We start from the raw sequence: 20343 nt of genomic DNA, 5'->3' as shown, positions 1-20343 counted from the left end.
CGAACGGCGCCCGGGGCGGTCGACTCGCGGTCGCCCCGGGAGCTGCGGGACCCTTCCCACCGGTGGAACCCCGAAGGATGTCGGCGTGACCGGCATGCTCACGAGCCTCATCGAACGCCGTCGCGTAGCTTGGGCCGAATGACGAGCAGCGGGCGGAACGACTCCGCCGATCACCTCGTGGTCTGCTCACGCACTGCCCTGGTCGAGCTGGCGGCGGTGTTACCGGCAACGGGCAGGTTCGTCGTCGCCCGACTTGACGGAACGAGGATGGCGGACGCGGACCTCGCCTTCTACGAGTTCTCCGACGCGCTGCTCTTCCCCGGTCACTTCGGCTGGAACTGGGACGCGTTGTCCGACTGTCTTCGTGATCTGAACTGGCTGCCCGCGGACGGGTACCTGATCGTCGTCGACAACGTGTCCCGGATGCTCTCGAGCAGTGCAGACGAACGGAACACGCTGTTCCGGGTCCTGTCGCAGGCCGTGCGGCACTGGGCGTTTCCGGCCGGTCAGCCAGAGTTCACGGTGCTGCTGCTGTGCGACAGCGACGACGAGGCCACACTGTTGCGGCAGGAGATCGCTCAGGCGCTTCGTCGATCGTGACGCGCTTCGCAGGTCAGCCCGGCCAACGCTGACCGCCGAGCTCAGGCCTCGATGCCGCGCTACAGGTCCATCGCGTACACCCGGACCCGGCGACCGGTGTCCGGCTGCACCGTTTCGCGATCCAACGACATGCCCAGCTTGACCATCACCCGAGCGGACGCCTCGTTGCCGACGACGTGAATGCTGACCAGCCGCCGGAGGTCGAGTTCGGCACGAGTACGGGCGACAACCGCCTGGGCCGCCTCGGTGGCCAGGCCCCGACCCCAATGCGTACGGCCGAACCGCCAACCGATCTCCACCGCCGGCATGATCTCGGGCAGGAAGGTCGGCACCGCCAGTCCGGTGAAACCGGCCAGCTCACCGGTCTCCTTGATCTGAACCGCGTACAAGCCGAAGCCGTGCTCGTCCCAATGCCGCTGATAGACGGCCAGGCGCTTCGCGGTCGCGGCGCGGTCCAGGGTGTTGCCGTCATGGATGTAGCGCATCACCTCGGGCTGCGCGTTGATCGCGGCGAACCCGTCCAGGTCGTCGTGCCGGAAAGGGCGCAAGAGCAGGCGCGGAGTCTCCAGGGACGTGGCGTCGAGGGAGCTGGTCAGATCAGACACCCTTCGTTGGTATCACCTCGGCGGCCCACCGGGCGATGGGTCGCCTGGCCTGACCCCCGTGGTCGAGTTGCAGTGATTTTGCGGTCAACCGCGCGGCGCCCGGTCCGCAGGAGCGTCGCGACGCTGAGCTGCACGGCTCTGCGGCGCGGGGATGGTGCCGTCGGTACGAGTCGTGGCCGCCGCAGTCGCAGTCGCAGCCTTGGATGTGCGGCGGTGGAGCGTGAGAGTCATGACCAGCACGACCAGCGCTCCGACGATCAGCCCGAGGATCGCGCTGGCCACCGTGTTGACGAGCCAGCCGACGAGCCCGCCGAGAACACCCGTGGCGTCGTGGGCGGCGACCTCCACGTGGTGCACGGCCTCGTACAGGAAGTGCAGGTTCAGCTCGTTCGTGCCCAGCAGCAGGATGTGCCCGCCCACCCACAGCATCGCCGCGGTGCCGACTACCGTCAGCACGGTGAGGACCACCGGCATCGCCCTCACCAGACCGCGGCCGAACGTGGCGACGGCGCCGGAACGTTGCGACAGGCGCAGCCCGGCGTCGTCCATCTTTACGATCAGGGCCACCACGCCGTACACCAGGACGGTTATGAGGACGGCGACGACAGCCAGGATCACCAGGCGGGACCAGAAGGCCTCATCGATCACCTCGTTAAGGCTGATGACCATGATCTCCGCCGAGAGGATCAGGTCGGTTCGTACCGCCCCAGACACCAGTGTCGTCTCGTCCTGCACCTTCTCCTCGCCGGCGCCGGAGGCACCGTGATGGGCGATCTTGGCCCACACCTTCTCCGCGCCTTCATAACAGAGGTAGGCGCCGCCGAGCATGAGGATCGGAGTGAGCAGCCAAGGCACGAACTGACTGAGCAGCAGCACCGCCGGCAGGATGATGAAGAACTTGTTGCGCAGCGACCCCACGGCAATGCGCTTGATGATCGGCAACTCGCGCTCGGCCGCCAGGCTCCGCACGTACTGCGGCGTGACGGCAGCATCGTCGACGACGACACCCGCAGCCTTGGCGCCGGCCTTCGCGGCGGCCGCCCCGATGTCATCGATCGACGCGGCAGCGGCCCGGGCCAGCACCGCCACGTCATCCAGCAGGGCTACGAGTCCACCGGCCAAGGGAGGATCCTTTCAGGGTTGCGGTTCGAACTGGCCCATTCTCGCTCAGGTCTCTGCACGCGGCACGCCACCCGGGTCATCACCTGGCGCCAGCCCAGGCCGAACCCGTCCGCCGCAGTCACCGTCAGCCAGGGTCGGCGTAGATGCGTCTCGGTCGCTGTTTCTGCTCCGCCTCGGCCGAGCCGTTCGGTCATTGCCGGCCCCGGATGGTAGCCAGCGAGGTAGGCAGATCATGCGCATGGGCCATGTCATCAAAGGTTCCCAGCCATCGCATTAGCTACGGGTTGGTGTCCCAGGTGGGTACGGATGAGCGTGGCCAGGCTGTCCCGGGAGGTTGATCGGGCTGGGGCAGCGTCGGCGGGGACTACCGGGGACGGCTTGTGGCGTAGCTTGGTTCGGTGCCGTTGACCTACCCTGCTGTCGATCTTGTTGATGGGCCTGTCCGTCTTCGTCGATGGCGGGAGGATGATCTGGACTGTGTTCGAGCCGCGGCCCAGGATCTGCGAATTGTCGAGGCCACGACGGTTCCGGGAGTGTTCTCGGTCGATGCGGGACAGGCGTTCATCGCTCGGCAGTGGAGTCGAGTCGACAGCGGTGACGGCGTCTCGCTTGCGATTGCCGATGCGGTGACTGATCAAGCGCTCGGTTCGGTCGTGCTCATGCTTCGGCCGCAGCCGGACGTGGCTGGCCTCGGCTACTGGCTCATCCCGTCGGCGCGAGGGCGAGGAATCACCACTCGTGCGGTGAGAATGGCGTCGTCATGGGCGTTGGACGTCGCGGGCATGGAGCGGGTGGAGGCGTGGGTGGAGCCGGACAATGAGGCGTCCCGGCGGGTTCTCACCGCGGCTGCCTTCGAGCAGGAAGGTGTGCTGCGCAACTTCCTTGGCCGTCGATGGCGGTGAGGCGGTTCTTGAGCCGGCAGCTGGGTCCGTTGATGGCGACTTCTTCTGGAGCATGCACGGGGAGAGCCGGTCCACGCCGTACCCGAGCGACGAGATCGAACCGGCGGCCGCCGAGGTCGGGCTTCAGCTCAGCGGGAACTCACTCTCGAAACCTTCGATGAAGCGAATGTAACGCACGGCCAGCAATGATTGATCATCGATCCTCCGCCTCATATCCTCCAACTCCCGGTGGGCTCCTTTGATATCCCCCGCAAGGGCGAAGGCGAGCGGAAGGCGCTCGATCCGGCGATCCAGTAGCTGCCCCTTGTCAACTTTCAGCGCCGCAATCAGTCCCTCATACGAAGCGTGTGATCTCATGAAGTCGAGGCCGATCTTCGTGACGTCGGAGACGTTTGATCGAATACCATCCTCAATCGACTCTCCCGCAAGGTCGACGCAATGCTCCAACCATTGAGCTTGCGAGGTGAAGTACCCGACGTTCGCCGAGACGGTAGGAACGTAGAAGCGACCGTCCCAACCCGGAACCACATCGCCGCACCACGCAGCAATCCGGTCCTCGATTTCTTGCGAGCGCACACCCACGAACGTGGCGATCCGCAGGACAGACCGGTTGCCCTGGTTCGAATCTGCGAATGAACACCAACCTTCGATTCCGGGGCCGAGGTCCAGGAGGTACTCGTAGTTCGACTTCCGCCTCCTGAAACCGAGAGTCTTCATCTCGCCCGCTATCGCCGCAAAGAGTTCGGACTTCTTCACCACAAGACCTCCACGACAGAAGATGCTCACCGGAACGCCAGAACGCGCCCGACCTCCGCGGTTTCCCGCGAGGGCCGGGCGCGTCGGCCATTATACGTCCAGATAACGAATGGAGATGATGAATCTTGTCGGGTCGAGGTAGCCCGCTATGCCCGCCTTGCGCGCGTACCGGCCGTACAGGAGGACGCCGGTCTCCCCGAAGAGATTGTCCATTGCCTGCTGGTCTGGCTCGTACCTCGCGCCCGAACCATTCTTCGATTCGTGGAGGAAGATGTAGCCGTCCCTCTGCGTCACAAGATCATACTTGCGGTAGTTGCCCTTCGCGTGTCGGGTTCCCGGAATGCGCGCATGAACTTCACGCCCGACAACCGTATGTCCAGCGGCAAGCATTTCCTTCTCGAGCTCGTCCACACCGCGCTTGCCGATCTCTCCTGGCTCGGCACCACCGCAGCCCTGGTTGTGTACGAGGACCGAATCGTCACCGGCCACCACGTAGTACGTGTGGATGTCGTCGACGGTCAGGTTGTAGGTGGCCTGCTCCGCCCGGTACTGCCGGATCGCTCCGACCTGCACGTAGGTGCCGGCTGAGGTACGGAGGAGTTCGGCTGGCTTCAGGTCCCCCGCATCCACCCAGCGCCCCTGGGTGACCGACCAGAACGGATGGTGGTCGGTCGTGGTGAGGGAGTGTCCCTTGCCGTCCGCTCCCTCGACGGTGACCTCGACATACGCCTTGTCGTGGTCGGTCCGGATGGTGTGGGTCACCTGTCGCGCCTCAGTCCGGCCGGTCTCCGTGTCGGTGGCGAGCACCGTGTCGCCGGGTTCCACCTGCTCGATGGGAACACGGCTGCCGTCGGCGAGCAGGACGACAGTGCCGCCTACGAAGCTGTCACTACCACCATGCCCAACGCCCTTGACCTTGCATGCCTTTGGTTCCTTCTTGGTGGCCGCCTTGGCTCTGGCTGCCGCCGCTTTCGCCTTCGCGGCAGCCTCCGCAGCCGCCCGTTTGGCCGCCCTTTCCGCGGCCTCCTTCGCCGCGGCGGCCTTGGCGGCGGCGGCCTTGGCCGCGGCGGCAGCCGCCTCCTTTGCCGCCTGAGCCGCCTTCTCCGCGCCCTGGAGGATGGCGCGGGCCCACTTGAGCTCCTGGAAGAAGGTGACGACCGCCTTGCCGGCCCGGAAGATCGCCTCGGCGATCTTCTTTGCCTTGAAGATCTTGCCCCAGGGCAACGCGCCGATCACCATCGATACGCATGCGCCGAGGTCGCCCTTGAGGCAGTTGAGGATGTCGTTGATCCCGAGGAACTCCATCAGGATCTGGCCGCCGGCCTCCAGGACGATGTCCAGCACGCTCTTGCTCTGCAACTGCTGGGCCTTGGCCACGTCCTCCGGGCTCGGCCCGGTCTCCGCCGCACCGGTGGCGGTCGCCTCCGGGGTCGCGCCGGTCGGGTCGGTGTACGAGGTCGGGTTGTTCTCCCCGTACGTGTAGGCAGAGGTCGCCCCGCCGCCCTGGGGCATCGGGTCCCGAGAGGTGAACCTGCCGGTCTCCGGGTTGTAGTTCCTGGCCCGCAGGTAGTAGTTGCCGTTGCCGGAACTGGAGTCCTGGTAGCCGCCGGCAAACTGCATCGGGTTGTCCGGGGCGCTCGCCTGGGTTCCCGGCCCCTGCCCGCCCCAGCCGCTGGGCGAATGCTCCTGTCCGCCCTGACCGGCCAGGGTCGGGCCGACGCGCGGGTTGCCGAACGGGTCGTAGTCGTAACCGACCAGCGGCGTACCGGTCGGCGAGAGCATGTTCGCCACGCCGCCGAACCAGTCGTGGGTGTAGGAGTGTGCCCCGACTGCCTCGTCCAGCAACGCCAACGGCTCGTCGTCCGGGCCGTACGCGAAGCCCCGCTTCTCCAGGGTCTGGCCGGTCGCGTTGGTGACCGTGTCGACGGCGATCTGCGGCAGGGTGGCGTTGACGTCCCACGACCAGCGTTGCGTCTGTGCCTGCTCACCTGGATCGGTCGTGGTGGTCAACCGCAACCCGGTCGCGTCGTACGCGAATGTCGCCACCCGACCGCTGACCGTCGCCTTGGCCAGCGAGTTGTCGAGGTTGTACTCGAACTTGTCGGTGCCGGACCGGGTCTGGTTGCCGTTCAGGTCGTAGGCGTACTCGGTGGTGGTGACGTGCTTCGGCTCCCGGATCACCTGCTTGGTGAGCTGGTCGGCGTCGTCGTACTGGTAGATGGTGGTGTCGTCACCGGCGTTCCCGGTGCGTTTCTGGCTGGTCCGGTTGCCGACCAGGTCGTACTCGTAGTCGATCCGGCCGACCGGCTTGGTCTTTCCGCCGCATGAGTCGACCGCGTAACAGGCCGAGGTGAGCCGGTCGACCTTGTCGTAGGCGTAGGCGACCTTCTCCGAGATCCCGCCCCGGGTGGTCAGCACCTTCGTCGGGTTGCCCACCTCGTCCAGGTCGAGCTGGTAGGCCGAGATCGGGTCCTGGGGCAGCGCCACCGGCACCACCGGGGCCGAGGCGACGGACGGCGCACCGGCGCCGTACCGGTCGTGGGCGGTGACGGTGAAGGTGTACGCGACACCCGCGTCGAGTCCGTTGACGATCGCGTTGCTCGCGGTCGGGCCGACGGTCACCGTCTTGCCGCCGGGTTGGGCGGTGACCGTGTAACCGGAGACGTCGTCGTGCCCGTGGTCCTTCGACGGCTTCCAGGAGACCACCGCCAGTCCGGCGCCGGGCTGTGCGGTGACATCGGTCGGCGGCTTCGGCCGGTCGTCACGGGCGACGGCACCACCCGATTCGGCGGCGGGCAGCGTGAACTGCTCGGGTGCCGGGGCGCGGGTGGTGCCGATGCTGGTCAGGCGACCGGCGTCGTCGTACCCGCGTTGCTCGATCAACCCGGTCGGCGCCGGCAGCGTGGTGCTGGTCCGGCGGCCCGCGACGTCGTAGCCGAACTGCCAGGTGGAGGCGACCGCGCCGGCCGAGCCACCGGCGGCGGTCAACGAGGTGACCCGGCTGTCTCCGTCGTAGTCGGCGGTGATCCGGGTGCCGTCCGGGTAGGCGCGCAGGGTGATGTTGCCCCGCACGTCGTAGTCGTAGTCGAACTCCTCCACCAGGTTGGTGGCGGGTTCGTTACGGGTCACCTTGTCGATCTGGTCCTCGTCGTCGTAGACGACGGTGCGTACGCCGGTCGGGTCGCCGTACGTGGTGGTCCGGTCCTTGGCGTCGTAACCCCAGGTGTACCTCGGCCCTTCGCTGCCGACCGCCCGCGCCTCCCGACGACCGACGATGTCGTAGGTGTCCACCACCGTCCGGCGGGCCCGCTCCTGCGGCGAGAGCCGCTCGCGCTCGTCCAGGGTGATGGTGGAGACCGGGTTGCCCTCGGCGTCGTAACTGACCTCGGTGACCCGGCCGAGCGGGTCCGTGCTGCTGGTCGTCCGGCCGGCTTCGTCGTACTTCATCCAGGTCCGGTGGCCGTTCGGGTCCCTTACGGACGACGGCAGACCGTCTTCGTAGTAGTCGTAGACGGTGGAGCGGTCGGCCGGTTCGCGCGGGTCGTACGGGCTGTCCGGGTTGTGGACCGTACGGGGAAGGTCATCCTCGCGATAGGTGTAGTGCGTGGTGCGGTCCTTCGCGTCGGTGACCGAGACGAGCCGGTTGTTCGCGTCGTAGCGGTAGGACGTGACGTGGTCCAGCGGGTCGATGCTCTTGACCCGGTTACCGGCCAGGTCGTACTCGATGTGGCTGGTGAACCGCTCCTTGTCTGCGCCCTCGACGTTGCCGCGCGGCTCGGTGGCGGCAACGAGCAGACCGTCGCCGTCGTACTCCCAGGTGCTGATCCCACCGGCGGCGGCGGTGTGCTTGATCTTGTTACCGGCCTCGTCGTACTCGAATCGGGAGGTGTTGGTGCCCGCGTCCTGGACTGCGGTCTGCCGCCCGTTGCGGTCGTACTCCATCCGTGAGGTGCGGCGCAGGTTGTCGGTGACCGAGGTGACGTTGCCGAGGTTGTCCCGACCGAAGTCCGACCGCTGGTTGTGCTCGTCCACCTTGGACGTGGTCCGGTCCAGCTCGTCCACGCCGATGTCCCGGCTCACCGTACGGCCGCCTGGATAGGGGCGTTCCACCCGGATCGGGTTGTCGTTCGCGTCGTAGTGGTACGTCGTGGTGAAGTCCGCCGAGTTCGCCCCGGGCACGTTCCCGCGCGGCGACGTGACCTTGTTCAGCAGCCCCTTCGCGTTGTACGCGTACGTGGTCACCAGGTCCGGCTCGTGCTTCATCTCCACCCGCGCCGAAGCCCGCCGACCGGCCCCGGTGTAGGTATACGAGACCGTGCGGCGGGGGTCGCTGACCGAACGGAGGAGCCCGTTGTCGAAGTAGCGGTACTCGGTGCGGGCGTCGAGCTGGGTCGTCTGGCTCCTGGTCCGGCCGACCTCGTCGTAGCTGGTCCGCACCGCCCCGCGCTTGCCCGGCTGGTGTACGGAGGTGGGACGGTCCTGGGCGTCGAACTCGTACCGGGTGGTGTAGTCGTCCCGGTCGGCGTGCCGGACCGTGCCACGCGGGTCGACGAACGACGTTCCCCGGCCGGTCCGGTCGTAGCCGAGTTCGGTTCGCCGCCCCTCCGGTGAGATGACCGCCTTCGGCAGCCCGGAGTTGTGGTCCCCGACCGGCAGGTTCTCGTACCGGGTCACCTTGCCGCGCTGGTCGGTCTGGCTGACCAGCAGACCCCGCTCGTCGTACGCGTAAGTGATCTTGTTTTTCTCGGCGTCGACGCTCTCGACCAGCTCGTCGAACTCGTTGTACGTGTCCTTCCAGACGTTGCCGTTCGCGTCGGTGTGCTCGGTCGGGTTGTTCCGGGCGTCGTACGTCGTCTTCGTGCCGAAGTTGAGCGACCTCGGCGCGGTCTGGGAGATGCGGTTGCCGGCGGCGTCGAAGCCCGCCTCGTGCTGACTGTGCTTGCCGTTGACCACCAGCGGACGGTTGAGCGAACCGTCGTAGCGGTGGTTCTCGGTGTCACCGTTGCCGCGCTGGGTGTAGATCAGCACGTTGCCCCGGTAACCGTCGTAGACCTTCACCCCGTCCGGGTCGACGGTCAGCGACTCTTGCTCGGCCGCCTTCCACTCGAAGCTGGTCGCCTTCCCGAGCGCGTCGGTCTGGCGCACGATCCGGTTGTCCGGGCCGTACTCGTTGCGCAGCTCGACGATCCGCTGCGGGTTCGTGACCTCGGTCAGCAGCCCGTTGGTGCCGTAGGTGTACTTCCAGTGGAAGCCGCGCGCGTCCTTGACCGCGGTCAGCACCGTACCGGTGTAGTAGTAGTGCGTGTGGCGGCCGTCCGGCAGCCGGATCTCCCGGATCAGGCCGGCGTCCACCTTGATTTTCACCTCGCGCCCGGAGGCGTCCCTGACGGTCACCCCGGTCGCGGTGTACGCGAGCCGCGTCCCCATGCCACGCGCGTTCGCGACCGAGACCAGCCGGCCCTGTGCGTCGAAGCGGTGGGTGATCTGCGAGGGTGTGACCAGTTCCCAGCCGTCCGCGACCCGGCGCAGGTTCGACCGGACGCCCGGCGGACGCCGGTAGCTCTCGCCCTCGAGCCGGTAGAGCGCCTCGGCGCCGTCCTCGACCCGGACCACCACCCCGTCTGCCGACTCCGTGACGGTCATCCCGTAGGACCAGGCCCAGCCCGGACCGAAGGGGCCGCCGGCCGGGCTCGCCGAGGAGTAGGTGCGGGACGAGGCAAAGGGTACGCCGAACGACGCCATGCCCAGGTCGTGCTCCACCCGGACGAAGGCACCGGTGGCGGTGTTCACGCCGACGCCGCGTACCGCCTGGCCGGCGGCGGTCAGGCCGAGCGCGTTGCCACAGCCGCAGCCGGCCGCCTGACCGGCCGGGATGGCCGGCGGCTCGATGGTCGTACGCGGCTTCGCGTTGTCCGAGGGGCCGGAAACGATCTCCCGGCCGTCGTCGAAAACGGCAGCGGCGGTGACGAAGTAGTCCTTGGTCGGGTCGAGCACCCAGCCATCCCGGTCCCCGAACGACCGGCAGTACTGGCGTTGGCCACTGCACCGCGCCCGCTCCAGGTCGTCCTTGCTGAGCGGGATCGACGCCTGCTCGGTGCCGGACTCGGCGTCGTAGAGCGTCGCCTTCCAAGAGGTCCAGGGCTGTTCATCGCCGCGTACGTCGAAGTAGGCGACGACCGAGGTCTCGCCGAGCGCGAAGCCGGACCGGAGCAGCAGGTTGCTGAAGACCTCGTCCTCGGGTGCCGCGCGGGCGGGGCCCGGCTTGGGTACCCGGGCCCACTCGGCGGCGGAGAGGGTGGCTGGTTCGCCCTGCGCGCGGGTGCCCAACGGCACCACCGGCGGGCGTTTGTCCGGCGGGAACTCCTTGTCCGGACGGACCGAATCGGGCAGCGGCCGGTCGACCGGACCGGGTCCGGGAGTGGCCGAGGGGACGGGCGCCGTCTCGGCCCGGGCCACCTTCGCGGGCGGCGCGAGCGTGACGATCAGGGTCATCACACAGAGAAGTGCCAACCAGCGGGCACGCGGAATCCACAGCAGGGTACGACTGAACACGATTTGAGCCTCCCCGTGAAAGCCATGCCCGATGGTTCAGATCACCGGGCATTTACCCAACCGACAATAGGGGATTGTCGATATTTATGTAGGTCGCTAAAGCGACAGGAAACTTACCCGGTTCGCCATAGATGTCGATCTTTTACTATTGGTACCGTGCCGCCGAATCCCGGATTTCCGACCCCTCATGATCGAAGCGCCGCCAGCCGTCGTCACCGGGGGTGTGACGGGGCCCTGCCAAGCTCCTATCAGTCACGCCCACCCGATCGGCATGCCAGCGGGGCCGCGTCCCAGCCGGTCGACAAATCGAACGAAAGACACCGAGGCTCAGATTTTGCCTGGGTCAGACCGGCAGGACGCGGCACCGGCGTCGATACTCACAGACCTTGCCGTTTGTCTGTGGCCGGTAGGGGCGGGTCTTCTTGACGGTGACGCCGAGTTGGTTGCAGGTGTCGTGCCAGAGGCGGGACTTGTAGCAGGAGCCGCGGTCAGGACGCGGCGGACGGTGATTCCGGTTGAGCTCTCGGCGATGAATTTCATCGGCTACTGATCGCGGATCACGGCCGGCGAAAGTCCGGGCGCGCGCAGAACGGTGGACTGCTTGCGAGGTGCACTCAAGAGTCGGTCACCCTCGCCGACATCAAGGCCGAACAAATCGATCAGTTGCCGCGCGGACAACAGGCCGTGCCGTTGCACCGATGGCCAAGCGGTCGCCGACATCGTGTGGAAGACCTGCTGACGGCCCGGATCAGGTAGGCGCGCCCCTCGCGCCCGCGATCGGTTCAGAAGGGCGGCTGCGGCCTCCCAGGCCCGCTCGAACTCCTCGGCCACCTGCGGCCACACCAGCGCGAGTCGGTCCGCCGCCGAGTGGATCTCTGCGGCCCGCGGCCCGCAGACGACGAACTCGTGCGGGATCACCCGGCCAGACTGGTCCTTACGCCCCAGCGGGTCCGCGATGCGCAACGCAACTCGGTCCCCAGCACGGTGGCAGGTCTCCGGCGCATCACCGGCGTCCGCGACTTCCGCGACCACTGCCAGAAATCGGACAGCCCACGGTGCGCGCGCCGGCTATGGACTGTCCGGGCCGGGGCGTCGGCCGTAGACTGGCCCGGTTGTCCGGCATCCACTGGTATCTTGGGTTAGTTTGGGAAATTTGCTCCGCGTCCAGCTGCCGCGTTCGGAGCCGGTCAGGATCACTAGCGTGCGATTGTCCTATAGAGGAATCGATGGAACCCACGGTCGATGATTATCTGTCTCACCAATTGGATGTGAGCAAGATCAGCCTCGCCGAACTCCGGGAGGCGAGGCAGGGCGCGTTTGTGCACTGCCTGGAGCGGATTCTCGACGAGCTGGACCGACCGCAGGACCCCGTCGCTGGTTTCACCTCCGCGATCTGAACCCCGTCGTGGTCACCAGCGCGCCGCCGTCACTTCCTTTGCCGTCTGAATGGCCTCTCGGCGAGTCACCGCTGGACATCACACCGGCCGGTTGGCGGCCCACCCCGTTCCACGACTTCGTCGTCAAGCTGCACAGTCGGTGCGACCTCGCCTGCGACTACTGCTACATGTACGAGCTGGCCGACCGTTCCTGGCGAGGCCGGACGGCCTTCATGCCCGACGAGGTCGTCGACCTGGCGACCCGGCGCATCGCCGAACACGCCCGCGACCACCGCCTGTCGACGATCCGGGTCATCCTGCACGGCGGCGAGCCGCTGCTCGCCCCGCCCGCCACGTTGCAGCGGGTGGTCAGCACGCTGCGTGCGGCGCTGTCGTCCGGGACGGTGGCACAGTTCACCGTGCAGACCAACGGCACCCGCCTGACCGAGCAACGCCTGCGCCTGCTGAGCGCCGCCGGCCTGCGGGTCGGGGTCAGCGTGGACGGTGGCCGGGTGGCCAACGACCGGCACCGCCGGCACCTCGGCGGCCGGAGCAGCTTCCCCGCCGTCGACCGCGCGCTGCGGCTGTTGCGCGAGCAGCCCGACCTGTTCGCCGGCATACTCAGCGTCATCGACCTGCGCAACGATCCGGTTGAGACCTACGAGACGCTGCTGGCGTACCAGCCCCCGGCCCTGGACTTCCTGCTGCCGCACGGCAACTGGAGCGAGCCACCGCCGGGTCGTCCGCCCGACGCCAGCACCCGGTACGGAGAGTGGCTCGTCGCCGTCTTCGACCGGTGGTACGACGCGCCCCGGCGGGAGACCCGCCTCCGCCTCTTCGAAGAGATCGTCGTGGGCGTACTGGGCGGCCACAGCAGGTCGGAGCAGATCGGACTGAGCCCCGTCGGGGTGATCGTCATCGACGTCGACGGGTCGCTCGAACAGGTCGACACGCTGCGCTCCGCCTACGAGGGCGCCCCGGCCACCGGCCTCACCGTGGCCGATCACCCGTTGGACGCCGCCCTGCGGCACCCGGCCGTCATCGCCCGACAGATCGGCGCGAAAGCACTCGCTCCGGCGTGTCTTGATTGTTCGGTTCATCCGGTCTGTGGTGGAGGGTACTATCCGCACCGATACCGTAAGGGCTCAGGATTCCGCAATCCCTCGGTCTACTGCGCCGACCTGCGATATCTGATCGACCACATCGCCGGCCGCGTACAGGCCGATGTCGCCCGAGTGATGAGGCAACGCGCGTGACCGACGTGATCCGACTTCCCGCCCGGTCCTTCAGCCAGCTCGCCGCGGGCCACGGCGACGCCGAGACGATCGCCCGGCTCCGCCGCGGCCAGCTCAGCCGACGGCTGTTCCTGCTGCGGGCACTGCTGGACGCCGACTCGTCCCCGGCCACCGAGGCCTCGCTGGAGCTGCTCGTCCGCGCCCAGGCCCACCGGCCGGAGGCCGTCGACGAGGTACTGCTCGCTCCGCACGTCGGCTCCTGGCTGACGGTCACACTCCGGCGGCTGCGGGCCGGCCCCGCCACGGTGCCGCCCCGCAGTCGCCGCTCCGGCGCCACCGTCGCGGCCTCCCGCGACGTCAGTCGGCTGGGCGAGATCGCCGCGGCCGCGGCGGCCCGGGCCGGGCTGGACTTCACGATCGAGCTGTCCAGCACCGACGGCCAGGTCATGCTGCCGACGTACGGACGCGCCGAGTCGGGGGCCGGCAGCGTCACCGTCACCGCCGAGGACGGCCGGCTGCGGATCGGCCCGGTCCTGGTACCCAGCGACCCGTCGGCGGACGCGCCCGGCTGGTCCGGTCTGCGCACGATCACGGCCCAGGCCGCCGGCCGCACGCTGCGGCTGATCGTCGACGACCTCGACCCGTGCCGCGACATCCACCAACTCCGGGCGGCGGGCCGGCTCTCCGACCCCGAGCTGGCCGGGTGGCAGGCGGCCCTCGACGAGGCGTGGCCGGTGCTCGTGCGGTCACATCCCGGCTACGCCGAGGGGATCGCCGCGGGACTCACCACGATCGTCCCGCTGGTCGCCCCCGCGGAGAGTTACGGCGTCAACGCGACCGCCATGGAGTCGTTCGGCGCCGTGTCCCTGACCCCACCCACCGATCCACTCGCCCTGGCGGCGGCGCTGGTACACGAGTGGCAGCACGCCAAACTCGGGGCGCTGCTCGACCTGATCCCGCTGCACCACGCCGATTCGGAACCCCGGCACTACGCGCCGTGGCGCGACGATCCCCGGCCGCTCGGCGGGCTGTTGCACGGTGTCTACGCCTTCTTCGGGGTCACCGACTTCTGGCGGGTGCAACGGAGGGTCCAGCGCGACGCCGCCGCCCGGTTCGCCGACTTCGAATTCGCCCGCTGGCGCTCCATGGTCTGGCAGACCACCGAGCTGCTGCACGGGGTCCCGAACCTGACCGAGGAGGGCCGGCGGTTCCTCGCCACGCTGACCGAACGGCAGCGCCGCTGGCTCGCGGAACCCGTCTCCCCGGCTGCGGCCTCGCTGGCCCGGCAGGTCACCGCCGAACACCGGCTCGGCTGGCGCCTGCGCAACCGGGTGCCCGATTCGCACCGGGTGCGCCGGCTGGCGGACGACTGGCTGGCCGGGGCGGCGGCCTCACCCGGGCCGATCTCCGCCGTGCTGACCCACGACGTCGGCTGGACCTCGACCCACAACGTCCGATTCGACCTGGCCGGACTCCAGATGGCAGATCCGGAGGGCTTCGACCAGCTCTGCACCGACCCGGCGCAGGTGACCACGCAGGTACCACAGGCGTCCGCCGGCGACATCGCGCAGATCCTCGGCGACCACGCGACCGCCCGCGCCGCCTACCTCCGCCAGATCCTCGACCAGCCGGACGAGCCACGGTCCTGGATCGGTCTGGCGATCCTCACCGAGCTGAGCGGCGACGGCGCGGACGGGGAGACCGCCGCGCTGCACCAGATGCCGGAACTCGTCGCCGCGTTGCACCGCGAGATCCGGCGTCGCGGTGCCGACGCACCGGACCCGCTCCGGCTGACCCGCTGGCTGCGCCCCCTCGTGGCCGAGGCGCCCGAGGCGGTCAGCCCGGCGGCGGGCGCCCCGCTCGCCGCCCGGGCCTAGCCGCCGTCCTCCCGGACCCGCCAGCGCTCACGTCGGAGGCGGGTCGATCGGGATCGACACCCGATGGCTGGCCAGCAGTTCGGCCGCGTCCGGGTGGTCCAGGCCAACGGTCCGCTCGTACCCGGCGATGGCCGCGTCGCGCAGCTCCCGGGCGGCCGGCCGGTCGCCGAGCGCCGCCAGCTCGATCGAGAGGTTCGCGGCGCAGATCAACGTCTCCGGGTGATTTTGGCCGTTCACCTGCCGGGCCGCCGCCAGGGTCTCCCGCAGTAGCGAAGCCGCTCCGGCATGGTCCCGGCTGGCAGCGAGATCGTTGGCGAGGTTGACCGTCGCACAGAGGGTGTACGGGTGCTCCATCCCGAGCCCGGCACGGAGTCCGGCGACCGCCCGCTCGTCGAGCCGGCGCCCTTCGGTGTAGTCCCCGAGTAGGCGGAACACGATCGCCAGGTTCGTCATGCAGACGTACGTGAAGGGGTGTTCGTCGCCCAGGACCCGCTGGTAGCCGGTCAGCGTCTCCTCGCCCAGCACCCGGGCCTCGGCCAGGGCCCGGGCCCGCGCCACCCGCTCCTGCTCGGTGCGGGGCAGGATGTTGAACAGCGTCATCGCCGCCGAGATCGTGTCGGCGTGGTTCTCCCGGAACCGGCGCAGGCACAGCGAGTACACCTCACGAGCCACCGTCAGCGCCTCGCTGTAGAGGCCGGTCTTGCGGAGCGTGACCGCGTGCAGCCGGGTCGCCCGCAGCACGTTCGAATGGTCCGGCCGCAGGCTCCCCCGGTGCAGCGGCAGCCACTGCCGCTGCAACCGCAGCGCCTCGTGGTAGCGGCCCAGCCCGTCCAGATCCCGGGAGAGCAGGGTGGCCGTGAACAGGGTGTACGGGTTCGTGTCGCCCAGCACCCGCCGGTAGCGCGCCCAGTTGTCCTCGTCCGTGCGCCGCGCCCGCTCGAAGTCGCCGAGCAACCGGTAATCGACGGCGAGGTTGTTCGCACAGCGCAGGGTGTCCGGGGCGTCCTCACCGAACACCCTGCGGTGCGCCTCGAGCAGCCCCTCGTCCAGTTCGCGGGCCCGCTGCCACTCGCCGAACAGCCTCAGGTCCGCCCCGAAGCTGTTGGCCAGCGCCAACGTGTGTTCGTGGTCGGGCCCGAGCGTGTCGCGGGCGATCTCGTACGTCCGTTCGTTCAACCGCCTCGCCTCCTGCGGATTGCCGGTGGAGCGCAGCGCGTTGGCGAGGAACCGGGCGGTGATGATGGTCTGCTCGTTGGCCGCCCCCAGCTTCTCCAGCCACCGGCGGTACGCGATCGAGCCGAGCTCGCGGCTGCTCTCGTAGTCGCCGCTGACGTAGAGGTAGCGGATCTGGTCGAGCACCACCTTGCGGATGTCGTCGGACTCGCCGTCGATCGCCCCGGAGGCCAGCACGTGCGGGTTGAGTTCCGCGTGCCGGGGCCAGATCTCCTGGTCCTCCGTCGGATCACCGGGGTTCGCGGCGGCGAGGAGCTTCTGCACGGCGGTGCGGTAGGTCTCCCGGTCGGCCGGGGTGAGCCGGTCCCGCAGGGTGGCCTGCACCAGGCGGTGGATCTGGATGCTGTTGCGGGTCGCGTCCACCTTCGCCAGGCCGTACTTGCCGATGTCCCGCACCGCCCGGCGCAACTGGATGTCGTCCCGGACGGTGGCGTCGAGCAGGCTGGGCAGCCCGGCGTAGCGCCCCATCGGCAGCAGTCTGATCGAGATGGGCTCCGAACCGAGGAAGGCGCACAGCTCCAGCAACTGCAACGCGGCAGGGGTCTGCTCGGCCAGCTGGTCGAATGCCAGCCCCCAGGTGATCACCACCGGCGTCGAGTACGACGCGGGTGAACTCTCCCGCAGCAACAGGCCGACCCGTTTCTCCAACTGGCCGAGGTACTCGTCGATCGGGGTGCCGGTCGCCAGCATCCAGGCCGCCGCCTGCTCCAGGGCCAGCGGCAGGTCCCCCAGCTGCTCCGCCAGCCGGTCGGTGTCCTCGTCGTCCAGCTCCGGCAGCCGCCGCCGGATCAGCTCGATGCTCTCCTCCCGGGTGAAGACATCCACCTCGATGCTGTCCGCCACCCCGGCCCAGTTGTGGTTGCGGGAGGTGATGAGCACATGCCCGCCGGGGTTGCTGAGAAACGGCATCAGGTCCTCGGCCCGGGTCGCGTTGTCGAAGACCAGCAGCCACCGGCCGTACGGCCGTCCGGTGCGCAATGCGTCGTACACGGTCTCCAGGGCCTGCGACACGTCGACGTCGTCGCTGACCAGATCGAGCTTGCGGGCCAGGGCGACGAGCGACTCCCGGATCCGGGTCGGTTGTTCGGCCGGAACCCACCAGATCAGGTCGTAGTCGCTGGCGTACTTGTAGACGTACTCCACGGCGAGCTGGCTCTTGCCGACTCCGCCGAGGCCGTGCACGGTGTGCGGCAGCACCGCGGTGACGTTGTCGGTCAACCGCTGGCGCAGCACGTTGAGCAGTTCTTCCCGCCCGGTGAAGTCGGGGTTGCGGGGCGGCACGTTCCCGAACACCGCTGGCTGCTCCCCGACGCTGGAACGGCCCCGATCTCCTGGAGCGGTCTGTGCGGTCATGTCGTCCCCCTCTTCGGGTGTCGCCGCGATCGGTAGCCGCCGGTCGGTCCGCTGCGTTGGCGTGGCTGGCGGGCCGAGGGCGGCCGGAGCCAGCCGCCGCGCGAGTTCCGAGTACCGGCCTCCCAGGCTGCGCAGCACCGTGTAGGCCACCTCGGCGAACGGGCGGCCCAGTCGGGTCGCCAGCCGGTCCGAGACCTGTCCGGCGAGCAGCGCCGGAAAGTCCAGAGCCGCGCCCATGTGCTCGTTGACGTAGCGGGAAACGACGTCGAGGATCCGCAGCGCCTCACCGACCCGCAGTCCGGAGAGTAGTTCCTGCCGTACGCCGGGAAGGAACTCGTAGCGGGCCTGTTCGACCGGCGTGTCCTCGGCCCAGCTCGCCGCGTGGCGCAGCAGCCCGCTCAGGTAGACCTCGGCGAGGTCCTGCGGCTGTGAGCGTGGCAGCATGAGGCGCTGCACCAGGCGCATCACCGGCAGTGTCAGCGGTGCGGCGGCAAGGAACTCGGCGAGTTGACGGGCCTCGTCCGAGGCCATCGCCCGGAACCGGGCGACCCGCTGGGCCGGCGTCAGGTCCAGCGGCTCCGGCGACGGTGGCTCCCGCAGCGGGTCGACGAGCAGCGGACGAGGGTCGGTGGTCAGCAGCGCGACCGCCGCGACCGGGCCGAGGGTGCGGCCACTGACCAGGGCGGCCCCGGCGGCGAACCATCGCGGTGCCAGTTCCAGCACCGGTATCGCGACCGCACCGCGCGGAAGGTGGTCCGGCACCTCGTCACGCAGGCGAGGGTGCAGCTGCGCCGCCGGTGCCGCAGGCCGGGTCGGCCGGACCAGCACGGGGTGCAGCGTCGGGCGGCAGCGGTGCCACAGCCGCTGGGGCAGCGGCTGGACCACGGCGACCGGACCGGAGCGGCCCCAGATCGCGAGCCACCGTCGCAGCTCGGGAGCGTCCCAGATGGCGCCGGTGCAGTCGCTCAACACCATCGTCAACTGCCGGCCCTCCGGGTCGACCAGCTCGCGCGGGTCCCGCGCGGTGCTGCCGCCGTCGGAGGTCAGGATCGGCCGGTGGCCCTTGGCATCCGGCCGCAGATACCACACCTGGATGCGGCGGAACGTGTGCACCCGCATCCGGTCGGCGAGGATCCGGATCTCGGTCGCCGTCGCCTCCCAGACCACCATCGACGGGCTGCCGTCGACCAGCAGTACGAGATCCAGCCACGGCTCGGTGACCGGGGTGAGGCACGGTTGGAGCATCCGGGCCTCCGCCGACCGGCGGGCCGTCTCCGCCTCGTCGAGCCGCACGGCGTGCCGGGCGGGTACGGACCGGCGCAGCGGGGCCAGCGCCCGGGCGATCTCCCGGGCGTGCGGCAGGGCGGGCACCCCGGGAGTGCGTAGCGGCAGCGAGGACGGGTCGCGGGGCCCGTTGGCGGGCGGCGGCAGGTAGAGCTTGGCGGACGGCTCCGCCTCGGTCACCGCGGGCGCCTCCGGCCGGGTGGGCTGCCGGGCCGGGGAGGTGGACGGCGGCGACGCCGGTGGCTCGGGTGGCGCCCCCGGCGGCGCGTCGCTCGCCGTCGCGGCCGGCCCGGCCCGGGGCGGCCCCGGTTGGCGGGGCAGGAAGCGGGCCAGCCAGATCGCCTCGGCGCACTCCTCGGCCGTCAGGGCTGAGGGAGCGCCGCCGAGGGCGGTGACCAGCCGATCGATCATAGGGTGCCGGCCGCTTCGAGGTCGCGGATCAGGTTCGCCCGCAGCCGGGCGCGGGTCGACTCGGGCGGTCGCACCCCGGAGGTGACCAGGAAGATCGCGTTCAGCAGCTGGTCCGTGGCCACCGCACCCCGGTCGCGCAGGTCGAGGAAGTGCGTGATCAGGTCGGCGCTGGCGGCCACCGCCTCCTCGCCGAGCATCGAGGTGATGATCTGGGTCAGGGCCTGCTCGTCCGGGGGCTGGATGTCCAGTCGCAGGCAGCGGCGCAGGAAGGCGGGTGGGAACTCCCGCTCGGCGTTGCTGGTGATGACGACGACCGGGAAGGCGGCGCAGCGGACCTGGCCGCGCCGTACCGGTGCCCGCAGGGTGCCGTCGCTGGTCATCACCTCCGCCAGGCTCTGGTCCTCCGGCAGCCGGGCCAGTTCCGGGATCTCGAACCGGCCCTCCTCGAAGACGTTGAGCAGGTCGTTGGGGAGCCCCAGGTCGCTCTTGTCCAGCTCGTCGATCAACACCACCCGGGGACGTGCCCAGGGCAGGAGTGCCGTGCCCAGCGGGCCGAGCGTCAGGTAGCGGCCGATGTCCGGTATCTCCTCGGTCCGCCCGGTGGACTGGAAGAGGTTCGTCTCCTGGAGCCGGCCGATCGCGTCATAGCGGTAGAGGCCGTCGTCCACGGTGGAGCGGCTGGTCACCGGCCAGTAGAGCACCGGCCCGAGGCCCAGCTCGTACGCGACGCTGTAGGCGAGGGTGGACTTTCCGGTGCCCGGCTTGCCCGTCACCAGGAGCGGGCGGCGCAGGTAGAGCGCGGCGTTCACCATCTCGATCGCCTCGTCGGTGATCTGGTAGCCGCGTGCCCGCTCGGCGCCCTGCCGGTCCTCCGGCAGCGCCGAGGTGATCAGTGGCCCGCCGCCGAACCGCCGCCACTGGGGCGGTTCGGGGAGCCGCTCGACGCCGTTGTGCGGCCGTCCGGTGCCGAGGTAGATCCGCCAGTCCTCGCCGTCGCCCGTGGCGGAGTCCTCCGGCTGCGGTGGTGATTCCAACAC

General features: G+C 69.4%; 12 protein-coding genes and 1 pseudogene. 5 read left to right on the top strand and 8 right to left on the bottom strand.

Annotated features, from left to right (window positions below; genetic code table 11):
• Positions 1-138: 138 nt before the first annotated feature.
• On the top strand, positions 139-600 hold the full coding sequence (locus ACX27O_RS26870; protein ID WP_458940277.1) for a barstar family protein: 462 nt from the start codon (positions 139-141) through the stop codon (positions 598-600).
• Between the two features lie 59 nt (positions 601-659).
• Here the strand turns inward: ACX27O_RS26870 and ACX27O_RS26865 are convergent, their stop codons facing one another.
• Positions 660-1205: a GNAT family N-acetyltransferase gene (locus tag ACX27O_RS26865; RefSeq protein WP_458940276.1), complete on the bottom strand. Its 546-nt coding sequence runs from the start codon at positions 1203-1205 to the stop codon at positions 660-662.
• 84 nt (positions 1206-1289) lie between these two features.
• Positions 1290-2327 (bottom strand): DUF808 domain-containing protein, encoded by a 1038-nt coding sequence (locus ACX27O_RS26860; RefSeq protein ID WP_458940275.1) that lies wholly within the window; start codon positions 2325-2327, stop codon positions 1290-1292.
• 398 nt (positions 2328-2725) lie between these two features.
• Here ACX27O_RS26860 and ACX27O_RS26855 point away from each other — a divergent pair, with 398 nt between their 5' ends.
• Complete coding sequence (locus ACX27O_RS26855; protein WP_458940274.1) at positions 2726-3229, top strand: GNAT family N-acetyltransferase; 504 nt, start codon at positions 2726-2728, stop codon at positions 3227-3229.
• A gap of 123 nt (positions 3230-3352) precedes the next feature.
• On the opposite strand, the gene ACX27O_RS26850 is transcribed toward ACX27O_RS26855, so the two are convergent.
• From ACX27O_RS26850 to ACX27O_RS26835, 4 genes and pseudogenes are all read right to left on the bottom strand, one after another.
• The gene (locus ACX27O_RS26850) at positions 3353-3985 is read right to left on the bottom strand and encodes a hypothetical protein (RefSeq protein WP_458940273.1); all 633 of its coding nucleotides are present in this window, start codon (positions 3983-3985) and stop codon (positions 3353-3355) included.
• Positions 3986-4075: 90 nt separating this feature from the next.
• The gene (locus ACX27O_RS26845; protein WP_458940272.1) at positions 4076-10537 is read right to left on the bottom strand and encodes a polymorphic toxin-type HINT domain-containing protein; all 6462 of its coding nucleotides are present in this window, start codon (positions 10535-10537) and stop codon (positions 4076-4078) included.
• 382 nt (positions 10538-10919) lie between these two features.
• Positions 10920-11027, bottom strand: a pseudogene (locus ACX27O_RS26840) (IS481 family transposase); the annotation flags it as partial.
• A 53-nt stretch (positions 11028-11080) separates the two neighbouring features.
• Positions 11081-11455, bottom strand: coding sequence for a DUF7002 family protein (locus ACX27O_RS26835; protein ID WP_458940271.1), 375 nt, complete (start codon positions 11453-11455; stop codon positions 11081-11083).
• A 350-nt stretch (positions 11456-11805) separates the two neighbouring features.
• Between ACX27O_RS26835 and fxsA the strand changes: the two genes are divergently transcribed.
• From fxsA to ACX27O_RS26820, 3 genes are read left to right on the top strand one after another with little or no spacing between them, the layout of a single operon-like run.
• The gene (gene fxsA / locus ACX27O_RS26830) at positions 11806-11934 is read left to right on the top strand and encodes an FxSxx-COOH cyclophane-containing RiPP peptide (RefSeq protein ID WP_231639982.1); all 129 of its coding nucleotides are present in this window, start codon (positions 11806-11808) and stop codon (positions 11932-11934) included.
• A 38-nt stretch (positions 11935-11972) separates the two neighbouring features.
• Entirely contained in the window at positions 11973-13169 is a 1197-nt protein-coding gene (locus ACX27O_RS26825) for an FxsB family cyclophane-forming radical SAM/SPASM peptide maturase (RefSeq protein ID WP_458940270.1), read from the top strand.
• Complete coding sequence (locus tag ACX27O_RS26820) at positions 13166-15025, top strand: HEXXH motif domain-containing protein (RefSeq protein WP_458940269.1); 1860 nt, start codon at positions 13166-13168, stop codon at positions 15023-15025. The genes ACX27O_RS26825 and ACX27O_RS26820 overlap by 4 nt, the downstream gene beginning before the upstream one ends.
• 27 nt (positions 15026-15052) lie before the next feature.
• On the opposite strand, the gene fxsT is transcribed toward ACX27O_RS26820, so the two are convergent.
• Both fxsT and ACX27O_RS26810 read right to left on the bottom strand, forming a co-directional pair.
• Complete coding sequence (fxsT, locus tag ACX27O_RS26815; RefSeq protein WP_458940268.1) at positions 15053-19306, bottom strand: FxSxx-COOH system tetratricopeptide repeat protein; 4254 nt, start codon at positions 19304-19306, stop codon at positions 15053-15055.
• Positions 19303-20343, bottom strand: a complete 1041-nt coding sequence (locus tag ACX27O_RS26810) for an AAA family ATPase (protein WP_245233520.1) — start codon at positions 20341-20343, stop codon at positions 19303-19305. The genes fxsT and ACX27O_RS26810 overlap by 4 nt, the downstream gene beginning before the upstream one ends.

The sequence above is a fragment of the Micromonospora sp. SD19 genome, assembly GCF_054462275.1.
The sequence above is the reverse complement of the archived record's forward strand: the minus strand, read 5'-3'. Positions and strand labels throughout refer to the sequence as shown.